Raw genomic sequence first — 12,449 nt, forward strand, 5'->3', positions numbered from 1 at the left:
TGATTCCACCTCTGCATGAAATTGATTGACTTCAGTATAAGAAACCTAGGGAGGTATCGTCTATCTTTATGCTTGCTCGAGTGTCCGCTTGAACGTCCGGATCGTCCCGGTGAGCGTGTCGACCGAGACGCCGAACGTATCGGCGCACTCCTCGAGCAGGAGTGATTCGCGTTTCGCGTAAAACATCCAGACGAGCGCCGCGGCCGATGCCGTGACGTCTTCGAACGTTTCTCCCGCTAGTAGCAGTCGCGCGAAGCGCTCATAGAAATCGCCGTCGAGACTCATCTGTTCTGCTTCCGTCACTTCTGTTTCGGCGAGGACGAGCGCAGCGTATCCTCGTTCGATCTGGGCGTCGCCCATGAACGGAGAACCGCAAATTTCAGCGCGACACTTTTCGGCGAACGAGATCACCGTCTCGTTGTCGGTCAATCCGTTCGTCAAGGCGAGCGCCTCGAACGCTTCGTCATCGGCGAGCTTTGAGATGATCCGAATGATCTCGATACGGGCCGTGTCTTCCTCTTGGCGCAAACCTTGGACGAGCGCCGAGCGGAACTCGAGGTTGTCGCGGATGTCGAACGGATTTTTCTCTTCAAACTGTTTCAACTCGTCACTGTTCAAATAGGTAGCCGCTTCTTCAGAACGTCCTGTCTTGTAGGCGGATACGCTGAGCCAATGCCCGAACAATGAGTCGCCACGGAAGCCGCGTTCTTTCAATAGACGCAGTTCTTCGTAGGCGTGGTCGTACTGGCCGACGAGAGCTAGCGTCGTAGCGAGCTTGTAGCGCAATTCAAATTGGATCGGACGGACACGTGTGAGTGGGACCGACAGTTGCAGCGCCGCTTCCGACTGTCCGGCCTCATGTAATAGAAGAATCGTGTTCAAGATCGCATGCAAGTTGCCCGGATTTTGGTCGAGGACGTACTCGAGCGTCTCGAACGCCGATTCGTCGTTGCCGAGGTAAAAGTGGACGATGGCCAAATTGTTGAACGCCGGCCAAAACGTCGGATATTGATCGATCAAGCGCTCAAGCGTCGACTTGGCGGCGAAGAGCCGACCTTTGTCGATGTGTTGCTGCGCCTCGGTGTGCCACGTGATCAACTCGTCCTCTTCTTCGTCCTCGAGCTCTTGTTCAAGCTCGATCAGTTCGAGAAGGGATTGGACCGATTCCGCGTAACGACCGTGCGCTTCCTGTTCAAGATAGCGGCTCGCATACGTGGCCGCTTCTTCGTACTGTGAGATATAGGCGCAGTTGCTCGCGAGGTGATAAAGTGCCTCTGTCGCCGTCTGGTCGAGTTCTAATACCCGTTTCCACACATCGTTGGCGTGGTAGACCTCCCCTACTTCGAATAACAGTTCAGCGTACTGTTTGTGGTAATCGACGCGATGGACTGCCGCAGCAGTTGCTTCAGCCATGAAAAAAGTCGCTTCATCTAGGCGACCTTCTCGTAACGCTCGACGACCTCTATAGTAGTGGAGCTCCGCAGCAAGCGGAGATTCTGGTTCGGGTAGCGTCATTAGTGCTTCATAGTTCGCTTCCATATTCTAAATCCTCCACATCGTCTCTAGTATCTTTTTTTAGTTGCAGGATTAAGAATACCGCACTCAATCCATGAGGGCAACCGAAAAAGTTTAAAAAAATCGGGACTACATTCCTTCTATAATGAATATATTTTACTAGGTCTGACAATTGTTTTTCGACAAAAATATACATTATGACCTAGCTCCCGTCACGACACAAAAAAACGGCATCACCTTCAAATAAAGTGATACCGCTCAAGTATTTTTCACACGAAGACCGATCAAACAACATGAAATGATTTCGCGCTAAATTGTGTCTATTTCGTGTCGACAGTGTGCAGTTTGGCGCCGACGACACGTTCACCGGGCAAGACGTCGCGATGCACGACGGCTCCGGCTCCGACGACCGCCTTGTCCCCGATTGTGATGCCCGGCAAGATTGTCACGTTCGCCCCGATCAAAACGTCGTCACCGATCCGGACGTCACCGATCCGATACTCGTCGACGAGATATTCGTGACAAAGGATCGTCGTGTTGAAGCCGATGACCGTGTTGCGTCCGATCGTGATCCGCTCCGGGAACATGACGTCCGGCGTCACCATGAGGGCGAGGGCGCTATACTCCCCAATCTTCATCCCGAGGAAGTTCCGGTACAGCCAACGCTTCGCCTTGACGGACGGGAAGTAACGCCCGACGAGGACGACCGTCGTATTTTTGAAGACTCGCAAGAAGCGGATCGTCCGATACATCTGCCAGAGCGGATTGGGCCCGTCCAGATGATACCGTTCCGTCTTACGCATGGACCGTGACCTCGTCGAGCCACGTCTCGAAGTGCTCCATCGACTCGATGATGACGTCAGGCTCGAGCGTCTCTAAGAACGCCCGGCCCTTCAAGGCCCAACCGACGGCGACCGTCTTCGTGCCGGCGTTTTTGCCGCTGAAGATGTCCGTATCGTTGTCCCCGACCATGACGGCCCGTTCCGGTGCCGAACCGAGCGCGCGCAGCGCCTGTTCGACCGGCTCGGCGTGCGGTTTCTCGTTTTCGACGTCGTCAGCCGTGACAACGACGCCAAACAAGTGGTCGATGTTGAACAGGCGAAGTCCGTGTTCGACGACCGGCCGGCCTTTCGATGTGACGATGCCCATCTTATAGCCTTTTGTGTGCAGACGATGCAGTCCTTCGATCACGCCAGGATATTCGGCGACGAGCGCGTCGTGCATGGCGATGTTGAAGCTGCGATAGAATGCCTGCATCTCTTTCCATTCCGGTTCATTGAGCGCTTTGAACGACTTCTCGAGCGTCGGCCCGATGAACGGGAAGATATCTTCGTCCCGATACGTCTCGTTCGGGAAGTAATACCCGAGCGTATGCCGAAAACTCGCAAGGATGAGCGGGTTCGTATCGAGCAACGTGCCGTCTAAATCAAATAAAATCGTATCCATCAATCAAACAGTCCTTTCTCAGAAGGGTCATCGTACCGCTTCGCTTTCCGGCGCAACACCATCATCACGATCCCGAACACGATCATCGCGATCGAGACGAGCTGTGCCGTCCGCAGATCACCGGCCATGAGGCTGTCCGTACGGAGTCCCTCGATGTAGAAGCGACCGATCGAGTACCAGACGAGGTACGACAAGAAGATGTAGCCGCGCGGCGGATTGCCGACCATGCGCCAAACGACGAGCAAGATGACGCCGATGATGTTCCAGACGCTCTCGAACAAGAACGTCGGCAAGTAGTACGCCCCGTCAATATACATCTGGTTGACGATCCAGTCCGGTAACAACAATGTCTCTTTCAAAAACCGGCTCGTCGTCTCAGACCCGTGCGCCTCTTGGTTCATGAAGTTGCCCCACCGTCCGATCGCTTGACCGAGCAAGAGCGATGGCGCGAGGATGTCGGTCACTTTCCAGAACGACATCGATTTACGCATCGAGTAGATGATGACGACGAGCAAGGCGCCGAAGATGGCCCCGTGAATCGCGATCCCGCCTTGGCGGATATCGATGATCTGCCCGAGGTTTTGGCTGTAGTAATCCCATTGGAACACGACATAGTAAATCCGGGCGAAGACGATACTGATCGGGATCGCCCAGATGATGACGTCGACGACCCGCTCCGAATCATAATTGAGTCGCTTCGCCTCGAACAAGGCGAGGACGAGACCGAGCATCGCTCCGAAGGCGATGATCATGCCGTACCAATAGATCGGGAGCGACCCGATCTCGAACGCTACGCGGTCAAACGTCGGCTCCACCATCATTCCATGTCCCCTTCGTTATCGTGGATCGCGTTGGCGAGTCGTTCGGCGAACTCTTCCGCCGTGTTGATGCCCATGTTTTGCAGGCGATAGTTCATCGCCGCGACTTCGACGATGACGGCCAAGTTACGTCCCGGACGGACCGGGATCGTGAGTAGCGGCACTTCACTGTCGATGATCTTCATCGTGTTATGGTCGAGCCCGACGCGGTCATACACTTTGCCGGCGTCCCAGTTCTCGAGGTTGATGATCAAGCTGATCTTTTTATGCGAACGGACGGCGCCCGCTCCGAACAGCGTCATCACGTCGATGATGCCGATCCCGCGAATCTCGAGCAAGTGGCGGATCAGTTTTGGTGCCGACCCGACGAGCAGCTGGTCGCCCGTCTGCCGGATCTCGACCGAGTCGTCGGCGACGAGACGGTGGCCCCGCTTGACGAGCTCGAGCGCGGTCTCGGATTTACCGACGCCGCTCTGTCCTTTGATGAGGACGCCGACACCGTAAATGTCGACGAGGACGCCGTGCATCGCCGTCATCGGTGCGAGTTCCATCTCGAGGAAGTTCGTGATCTGTGACTCGATCGACGTCGTCACCGCGTTCGTGCGCATGAGCGGAACGTTTGCCGCCTCGGCCTCTTCCTCGATCTCGATCGGGATGTCGAATCCGCGCGTGATGAGAATGCCCGGTGTCGACTCCGTGCAAAGAATTTTGGCACGCTCGCGCCGGCTTTCTTCAGACAGGCTCGCGTAAAACGTGAGCTCCGTCTTGCCGAGCACTTGGAGACGGTTCTTCGCATAGTGTGTATAGTAGCCGGCGAGGACAAGTCCTGGTCGACTGAGGTCCGGTGTGGCGACAGGACGGTGAAGCCCTTCTTCCCCGGAAATGACTTGAAGCTTGAAGCGCTCAACGAGTTGAGCCGTGCGTACGATATTTTGCATAAGTATCTGCCCCTTTCACGCTCATTATTGTATCATAGCTCCTCATGAGAAGCGTTAATGAAAACTGAGCCAAAACTTGTCAATTCAAAAGGAATGAAACTAATTTGTGGCAATTGCGTAGAACGGGTATAGATGATTAAGGAGGTGAAACAAAATGGACGCACTCTTTTGGATTGCCATCGCCTTTATTTTTATCGTCGGGATTGCGGCGCTCGTCTATTTGATCAAGTCGCTCATCGACATGTGGCGCGAATATGCGACGACGAAGAACGAGACGGTGCTCTTGTTGTTCATCCTGAACATCGTCGGTGTCTTCTTGTCTGGCTCGTTACTTTCGATGATCGTCGCCATCATCTTCTACTGGAACCGCTCGAAAAAAATGCGGAACCTCGGGATCTTCCTACTCATCGCTGGACCGATTCTGTTTATCCTCTTTATCATCGGCTCGTTCACGTTGTATGACGCCCCGATGATGGAATGGGAACAGTTCGAGAACGAAATGAATTTATGACGTGACAAAGCCCGGAGGCAACTGCCTTCGGGCTTCTTATGATTCACGCTGTACAAAAAGAACCCCGAAGGCGCTCGCCTTCGGGGTTGATCGTCATTGCTGATGGAACGGGTTGTTCAAGTCGGCCGGATTGACCGGGTCGACCGGATCATTCGGTTCCGTCGGTTCGTGCTTGTCTTCTTCGAGGAACGTCGACGGCGTGTGGAGTGAACCGTGCTCGAGGTCGATCGTACCAGTACGCGTACCGGCCTCGACTTCGATGCGCGGCGTCTGACCACGGCCTGATAAGAACTCGAGACGACGCTGGGCGACATCTTTACGATCGCGGACGATCTCGAGGTCGTCTAAGTCGCAGTGGAGCCCACCGAAGTTCGTCTCGAGCTCGCCTTCGATCTCGACGCCGTGCGGCAAGACGAGTCGGATGTTCCCGGCGAGCGAAGCGATTTCGAACTTGGCCGGACGCGCCGTCGCGAGTTCGGCGCGGATGTTGCCGTTGCCGGTCTTGAGCGAGGCCTTGTCATACTTCCCGTTCACGATGACAGAACCGTTACCGGTCCGGACGTGGACGAGCTCAGACTCGGTCGCTTCGACCTCGACCGTACCATTGCCCGTGTTGACGAGGATCTCTGAAGCGTGCACCTCGTGAAGCACGACGCGGCCGTTCGCCGTCTGGACGCGGAAGCTCTCGACGTCGATCCCGTCGGCACGGACTTCACCGTTCAACGTTTGGACGTTCAAGTGGTCGAAATGATGATGCGGGACGTACAGTTCAACGTGGGCCCGGACGAGCTTGTCACGAAGTGAGATGACGAGACGGTCGCCGATGACCGAATGTTTGACCGCCGACTGGAGCTGTTCGAGCGCCTTGTCCGCGTCTTGCTGCCGGAGCGGACGACCGGTGACGATCAGTTCACACTCGTCATGGTCCGACGAGACGATTGTCGCCGAGGCGTTGAACAAGTCGAGTAGGATGTCTTTCCCGGTGAACGGGAACGATTTCGAGTACGTCACTTCCGGCCCGAAGTTCGAGCTGAACGAGAAGTCGCTGTCGCGAAGTTTCGTCACGAGTCCATCGACCGCTGACGTCAGTTTCGTCGTGAGCGACTCGACCGAGTAGGCATCGACCTTCTCCGTCTCTTGATGTTCTTCAAGCGCTTGCATACGCTCCGGCTCCAACTTCTCGAGCCGCTCGAGTTGGGTCATCCCTTCCTCGATCGTCAGTTTGCCATCTTTCACTTGCTGGAGAATCAGTTCACGCATTTCTTGTTTCACGTTCGTTTCCCCCTTCGATTTGGTTACACGTCAATCATGTTCCCGTTTCTAAACATTTCTATACTTATTTCTTTTTTCCTGCTTTCGGTTTGGCTCGGGCCGCATCGCGTTCGAGCACCGGTTTCAAATACTTGCCGGTGTACGACGCCGTGACTTCGGCGACTTCTTCCGGCGTCCCGGTCGCGACGATCGCGCCGCCGCCGTCCCCGCCTTCAGGTCCGAGGTCGATCAAGTAGTCGGCCGATTTGATGACGTCTAAGTTATGCTCGATGACGAGCACCGTGTCCCCGTTCTCGACGAGGCGCTGCAATACGACCAACAACCGAGCGATATCGTCGACGTGAAGACCGGTCGTCGGCTCGTCCAAGATGTAGATCGTCTTGCCGGTCGAACGTTTGTGAAGCTCAGACGCGAGCTTGACGCGTTGCGCTTCCCCGCCCGACAGTTCGGTCGCCGGTTGTCCGAGCTTCATGTAGCCGAGGCCGACGTCATAGATCGTCTGGATCTTCCGCTTGATTTTCGGAATCTTGTCAAAGAAGTCGAGTCCTTCCTCGATCGTCATGTCGAGCACATCGGCGATCGTCTTGCCTTTATACTTCACTTCGAGCGTCTCCCGATTGTAGCGTTTGCCGTGACAGATCTCACACGGGACGTAAACGTCTGGAAGGAAGTGCATCTCGATTTTGATGATCCCGTCCCCGCGGCACGCCTCACAGCGCCCGCCTTTGACGTTGAAACTGAAGCGGCCTTTCTTGTAACCGCGCATCTTCGCCTCGTTCGTCGACGCGAACACGTCACGAATGTCATCGAACACACCCGTATACGTCGCCGGGTTCGACCGCGGCGTCCGTCCAATCGGCGACTGGTCGATATCGATGACTTTATCGATCTGGTCCAGCCCTTCGATCGTCTTATGCTTCCCTGGCTTCGCTTTGGCGCGGTTAATATGGTGCGCGAGCGACTTGTACAGGATCTCGTTGATGAGCGTCGACTTCCCGGAGCCGGAGACACCGGTGACGGCGATGAACATACCGAGCGGAATCGATACGTCGACCTCTTTCAAGTTGTTCTCTGCTGCTTTGACGATCCTGATGAAACGCTCGTCCGGCACTTTGCGCTCAGCCGGCAGCGGGATGAACCGTTTTCCCGACAAGTATTGCCCGGTGAGCGACTTTCGGTTCTTCATAATCTGCTTCGGTGTGCCGGCGGCGATGACTTCTCCACCGTGCTCTCCGGCGCCAGGTCCGATGTCGATCAAGTAGTCGGCTGCCATCATCGTGTCCTCGTCATGCTCGACGACGATGAGCGTATTGCCGATGTCGCGCATCTGTTTGAGCGTCGCAATCAAGCGGTCGTTATCACGCTGGTGCAGGCCGATCGACGGCTCGTCCAAGACGTACAAGACGCCGGTCAGCCGCGATCCGATCTGCGTGGCAAGACGGATCCGCTGCGCCTCCCCGCCTGATAACGTCCCGGCCGCCCGCGACAACGTCAAGTAGTCGAGACCGACGTTGTTCAGGAAGCTGAGCCGCTCTCTGATCTCTTGCAAGATGAGCCGGGCGATGGCGATATCTTTTTCGCTCAGTTCGTCCATGAGCGACTCGAACAAGGCGAGCGCATGCTCGACCGAGAGTGTCGTCACTTCCCCGATGTGGCGGTCGGTGATCTTGACGGCGAGCGTCTCTTCTTTCAACCGATAGCCGTTACACGTCGGGCAGGCGTGCGTCGCCATATACGTCTCCATCTGTTCCCGGATGTAATCCGACGTCGTCTCTTTATAGCGGCGCTCGATGTTGCGGAGCACTCCTTCAAAAAAGATCGTGTTCGTCCGGACTTGGCCGAAGTCGTTCTCGTAGCGGAACAAGAACGATTCTTCTTCCGTCCCGTGCAAGACGAGGTCTTGGTCACGTTTTGACAGCCGTTCGAACGGCACGTCCATGTCGATGTCGAAATGCTGACACATCGAGGCGAGCAGCTGCGGATAATATTGCGAGCTCGTCGGCTGCCATGCGACGACCGCGCCTTCTTTCAGCGTCTTCAACGGGTCCGGGATGACGAGCTCCGGGTCGACGTCGAGTTTCGTACCGAGACCGTCACACGTCGGGCAGGCCCCGAACGGTGAGTTGAACGAGAACATGCGCGGCTCGAGCTCACCGATCGAGAAGCCACAGATCGGGCAAGCATGATGTTCGCTAAACAGCAGCTCGGTCCCGTCCATCTTGTCGATGATGGCGCGGCCGTCGGCGAGGCGGAGTGCCGTCTCGAGTGAGTCGGCGAGGCGGCCTTCGACGTCAGCGCGGACGACGAGCCGGTCGACGACGACCTCGATCGAATGTTTCTTGTTCTTGTCGAGCTCGATGTCATCGGTCAGTTCGACCGTCTCCCCGTTGACACGGACCCGGACGAACCCTTCTTTTTTGAGCGAGTCGAACACTTTGACGTGCGTGCCTTTCCGTCCCGACACGATCGGCGCCAAGATTTGCAGGCGCGTCTTCTCCGGGAGCTCCATCACTTGGTCGACCATCTGTGAAATCGTCTGGCTTGAGATCTCGATGCCGTGGCGCGGACAGACGGGTTTCCCGATGCGGGCGAACAAGAGCCGTAAGTAGTCATAGATCTCCGTCACCGTCCCGACGGTCGAGCGCGGGTTACGGCTCGTCGTCTTCTGGTCGATCGAGATGGCCGGGCTCAACCCTTCGATCGTATCGACGTCCGGCTTGTCCATCTGTCCGAGGAACTGACGGGCGTATGCCGACAGGCTCTCGACGTAACGGCGCTGCCCTTCGGCGTAGATCGTATCGAATGCGAGCGATGACTTCCCTGATCCCGACAGACCCGTCAAGACGACGAGCTGGTCACGGGGGATATCGATATCAATGTTTTTCAAGTTGTTGACGCGCGCCCCTTTGATGACGATCGCATTTTTCTTTTCAGCCATTTAATTCCCTACCTTCAACTCCAAGATTAAGTCACGCAATTCGGCCGCCCGCTCGAACTGAAGGTCGCGGGCCGCTTGTTTCATTTCTTCTTCTAGTTTGCCGATCGCCGCCTCGCGCTCGTCTTGATTCATCGAGCTGAGCGACTCGAGCACGTCTTCTTCGGCAGCGACCGTCGCGCGAATGACGCCGCGCACTTCTTTACGGATCGTCTGCGGCGTGACGCCGTGCTCTTCATTGTATTCTTGCTGGATCGTGCGACGGCGGTCGGTCTCCCCGATCGCCCGTTTCATTGAATCGGTCATCTTGTCGGCGAACAGGATGACGTGGCCGTTCGAGTTACGGGCTGCCCGTCCGATCGTCTGGATGAGTGACCGGTCAGAACGGAGGAACCCTTCCTTATCGGCGTCGAGGATCGTGACGAGACTCACTTCCGGGATATCGAGACCTTCCCGCAGCAAGTTGATCCCGACGAGGACGTCGTATTTACCGAGCCGCAGGTCACGGATGATCTCGATCCGTTCGAGCGTTTTGATCTCGGAGTGCATATAGTTGACCTTGATGCCCGCTTCACGGAGATAGTCCGACAAGTCTTCGGCCATCTTCTTCGTGAGCGTCGTCACGAGGACGCGTTCGTCCTGTTTGATGCGGTCACGGATCTGGTCCATCAAGTAGTCGATCTGTCCTTTGATCGGGTGGATCTCGATCGTCGGGTCGAGTAGACCCGTCGGCCGGATGATCTGCTCGATCATGTTTGGTGTATGCTCGAGCTCGTACGGGCCCGGTGTCGCCGAGATGAAGATCGCCTGATTCAACTTCTTCTCGAACTCCTCGAACTTGAGTGGACGGTTGTCCTTGGCTGAAGGCAGACGGAAACCGTGGTCGACGAGCATTTGTTTGCGCGCCTGGTCGCCGTTGAACATCCCGCGGACTTGCGGCAATGTCACGTGTGACTCGTCGGCGATGAGCAAGAAGTCTTTCGGGAAGTAGTCGATGAGCGTGTACGGCGTCGCTCCTTCTTCCGTCAAGTTCAAATGACGCGAGTAGTTCTCGATGCCTGAACAGTAGCCCATCTCGCGCATCATCTCGAGGTCGTAGTTCGTCCGCTGCTCGAGACGTTGCGCTTCGAGCAGTTTGCCTTCTTCGCGGAACTTCTCGAGCTGTTGCTCGAGCTCGGCCTCGATGTTGACGATCGCCTTTTGCAGCTTCTCGTCGCGGGTGACGAAGTGGGATGCAGGGAAGATCGAGACGTGTTCACGGTCGGCGATGATTTCGCCGGTGAGCGGGTTCATCTCGCGGATGCGGTCGATCTCGTCACCGAAGAATTCGACGCGCAAGCACTGCTCGTCGCGTGACGCCGGGAAGATCTCGACGACGTCGCCGCGGACACGGAAGCGCCCGCGCTGGAAATCGATGTCGTTCCGTTCATATTGGATGTCGATCAGTTTGCGGAGCATCTGGTCGCGCCCCATCTCTTTGCCGACGCGGAGACTTAAGACGAGACTGTTATATTCTTCCGGGTTACCGAGACCGTATATACATGACACGGATGCGACGATGATGACGTCGTCCCGCTCGAACAAGGACGACGTCGCCGAGTGACGGAGCTTGTCGATCTCGTCGTTGATCGAGGCGTCTTTCTCGATGAACGTGTCGGTCGACGGCACGTACGCCTCCGGTTGATAGTAGTCATAGTAGCTGACGAAATATTCGACGGCGTTGTTCGGGAAAAACTCTTTGAACTCGGAATAGAGCTGGCCGGCGAGCGTCTTGTTGTGAGCTAAGACGAGCGTCGGCTTCTTCACTTCCTGGATGACGTTCGATACGGTGAACGTCTTCCCGGTACCGGTCGCACCGAGCAGCGTCTGGTAACGGTCGCCGCGATTGACGCCTTCGATGAGCTGGCGGATCGCCTCCGGCTGGTCGCCGGCCGGACTATATTCCGAATGTAATTCGAACGGAACATTGATCTTGTCCATGTATATTCCTCGCTTTCTGTTCCTTGCATATTGACTTGATTATAGCACATACACGAACAAATATTCGCTTCTGAGACGCTTCCCAAACCGCTCCCCGATTCGCTATAGTGAGGAGGAATCTAAACAGAAATGGGTGGGTCGTCATGTGGTCACTTCTCTTCATTCCGCTCGGCGCGGTCGTCGGCGCCTTGTCCGGTTTCTTCGGCATCGGGGGCGGTGTCATCATCGTCCCGGTGCTCTTGTTCAACGGATACTCGGCGGCCGAGGCGGTCGCGACGTCACTTTTGTTCGTCGTCGGGACGAGCCTGGCCGGCGCGAAGAAGCACTCGTCGCTCGGCAACGTGTCGTGGTCGACCGGTCTCACGGTCGGTCTGACCGGCGCCGTCACTGCGCAGCTGTCGAGCCGGCTTGTGCTCTCGATCTCCGGGACGTATGATTGGTTGCTGAATGTGTTCTATTTGCTTATCCTTTCTTATTTTGCCGTTACGCTTCTAAAGAAAACATCGAAGCCGTCGAAACGGAAAAAATCCGGATTTGCCGCAAGTTTCTCCATCGGTGCGATCGCCGGACTCTTGTCGGCGCTCCTCGGCATCGGCGGCGGTTTTATCATCGTCCCGCTGCTCGTGAGTTGGCTCGGGTTTTCGACGCACCGTGCCGTCGGGACGAGTCTCGCCGCCGTCCTGTTCATCTCGCTCGGCGGGCTCAGCGGTTACCTGCCGTCGCTGTCGCTCGATTACGTGGCCCCGATCGCCTTGGTGACGGGTGCTTTCATCGGTGCCCCATTCGGTGCAGCGCTCACGAATCATTATCGGGACCACGAGATTTCAAGACGGCTCGCTTGGCTCTACTTGGCTGTCATCACCTCGATCGTGCTCGACCTCGGGGCGACATGGTGGACACCGTTGTCTTATGCGAGCTTGAGTACCCTTGCTGTATTTCTCGTCGGCATCAGCATCGATTTTTCCAAACGATTTACCAGTCCGAACCACTTTTCTCGTTGAGAAGTGGTTTTTTCAATATCTTGGTTTCGAAGC

Annotated in this window: 10 protein-coding genes; 2 read left to right on the plus strand and 8 right to left on the minus strand. The window is 56.2% G+C overall.

Annotated features, from left to right (window positions below; all coding sequences use genetic code 11):
• Positions 1 to 66: 66 nt before the first annotated feature.
• The 5 genes from EVJ28_RS03120 to hprK form a co-directional block, all read right to left on the minus strand.
• Complete coding sequence (locus EVJ28_RS03120; RefSeq protein WP_236634018.1) at positions 67 to 1,539, minus strand: tetratricopeptide repeat protein; 1,473 nt, start codon at positions 1,537 to 1,539, stop codon at positions 67 to 69.
• A gap of 296 nt (positions 1,540 to 1,835) precedes the next feature.
• Positions 1,836 to 2,318: an acyltransferase gene (locus tag EVJ28_RS03125; RefSeq protein WP_131455829.1), complete on the minus strand. Its 483-nt coding sequence runs from the start codon at positions 2,316 to 2,318 to the stop codon at positions 1,836 to 1,838.
• Positions 2,311 to 2,961, minus strand: a complete 651-nt coding sequence (gene ppaX / locus EVJ28_RS03130) for a pyrophosphatase PpaX (protein WP_131455827.1) — start codon at positions 2,959 to 2,961, stop codon at positions 2,311 to 2,313. The genes EVJ28_RS03125 and ppaX overlap by 8 nt, the downstream gene beginning before the upstream one ends.
• Positions 2,961 to 3,782, minus strand: a complete 822-nt coding sequence (lgt, locus tag EVJ28_RS03135; protein ID WP_131455825.1) for a prolipoprotein diacylglyceryl transferase — start codon at positions 3,780 to 3,782, stop codon at positions 2,961 to 2,963. Before lgt ends, ppaX begins: the two co-directional genes overlap by 1 nt.
• Positions 3,779 to 4,717 carry an HPr(Ser) kinase/phosphatase gene (gene hprK / locus EVJ28_RS03140; RefSeq protein ID WP_070328687.1) on the minus strand — a complete coding sequence of 313 codons (939 nt, stop codon included), beginning with the start codon at positions 4,715 to 4,717 and terminating at the stop codon, positions 3,779 to 3,781. The genes lgt and hprK overlap by 4 nt, the downstream gene beginning before the upstream one ends.
• A 154-nt stretch (positions 4,718 to 4,871) precedes the next feature.
• Here hprK and EVJ28_RS03145 point away from each other — a divergent pair, with 154 nt between their 5' ends.
• A complete protein-coding gene (locus tag EVJ28_RS03145; RefSeq protein ID WP_131468786.1) occupies positions 4,872 to 5,228 on the plus strand; it encodes a hypothetical protein in 357 nt (118 codons plus the stop codon).
• A 93-nt stretch (positions 5,229 to 5,321) separates the two neighbouring features.
• Here EVJ28_RS03145 and EVJ28_RS03150 read toward each other — a convergent pair whose 3' ends face one another.
• The 3 genes from EVJ28_RS03150 to uvrB form a co-directional block, all read right to left on the minus strand.
• Complete coding sequence (locus tag EVJ28_RS03150) at positions 5,322 to 6,500, minus strand: DUF4097 family beta strand repeat-containing protein (RefSeq protein WP_131487979.1); 1,179 nt, start codon at positions 6,498 to 6,500, stop codon at positions 5,322 to 5,324.
• A 64-nt stretch (positions 6,501 to 6,564) separates the two neighbouring features.
• Positions 6,565 to 9,438, minus strand: coding sequence for an excinuclease ABC subunit UvrA (gene uvrA / locus EVJ28_RS03155; RefSeq protein ID WP_131487981.1), 2,874 nt, complete (start codon positions 9,436 to 9,438; stop codon positions 6,565 to 6,567).
• Positions 9,439 to 11,415 (minus strand): excinuclease ABC subunit UvrB, encoded by a 1,977-nt coding sequence (gene uvrB, locus EVJ28_RS03160; protein WP_304986289.1) that lies wholly within the window; start codon positions 11,413 to 11,415, stop codon positions 9,439 to 9,441. It lies immediately after the preceding gene.
• 143 nt (positions 11,416 to 11,558) lie between these two features.
• On the opposite strand from uvrB, the gene EVJ28_RS03165 reads away from it, so the two are divergent.
• A complete protein-coding gene (locus EVJ28_RS03165; protein ID WP_131487983.1) occupies positions 11,559 to 12,416 on the plus strand; it encodes a sulfite exporter TauE/SafE family protein in 858 nt (285 codons plus the stop codon).
• Positions 12,417 to 12,449 lie beyond the last annotated feature (33 nt).

The organism is Exiguobacterium sp. SH3S3, assembly GCF_004337115.1.
GTDB classification, from domain to species: Bacteria; Bacillota; Bacilli; order Exiguobacteriales; family Exiguobacteriaceae; genus Exiguobacterium; species Exiguobacterium aurantiacum_A.

Bases quoted from the DNA above. Each gene is read 5' to 3' on its own strand.
- EVJ28_RS03120 (WP_236634018.1), bottom strand. From the start codon at position 1,539: ATGGAAGCGAACTATGAAGCACTAATGACGCTACCCGAACCAGAATCT.
- EVJ28_RS03125 (WP_131455829.1), bottom strand. From the start codon at position 2,318: ATGCGTAAGACGGAACGGTATCATCTGGACGGGCCCAATCCGCTCTGG.
- ppaX (WP_131455827.1), bottom strand. From the start codon at position 2,961: ATGGATACGATTTTATTTGATTTAGACGGCACGTTGCTCGATACGAAC.
- lgt (WP_131455825.1), bottom strand. From the start codon at position 3,782: ATGATGGTGGAGCCGACGTTTGACCGCGTAGCGTTCGAGATCGGGTCG.
- hprK (WP_070328687.1), bottom strand. From the start codon at position 4,717: ATGCAAAATATCGTACGCACGGCTCAACTCGTTGAGCGCTTCAAGCTT.
- EVJ28_RS03145 (WP_131468786.1), top strand. From the start codon at position 4,872: ATGGACGCACTCTTTTGGATTGCCATCGCCTTTATTTTTATCGTCGGG.
- uvrA (WP_131487981.1), bottom strand. From the start codon at position 9,438: ATGGCTGAAAAGAAAAATGCGATCGTCATCAAAGGGGCGCGCGTCAAC.
- uvrB (WP_304986289.1), bottom strand. From the start codon at position 11,415: ATGGACAAGATCAATGTTCCGTTCGAATTACATTCGGAATATAGTCCG.
- EVJ28_RS03165 (WP_131487983.1), top strand. From the start codon at position 11,559: ATGTGGTCACTTCTCTTCATTCCGCTCGGCGCGGTCGTCGGCGCCTTG.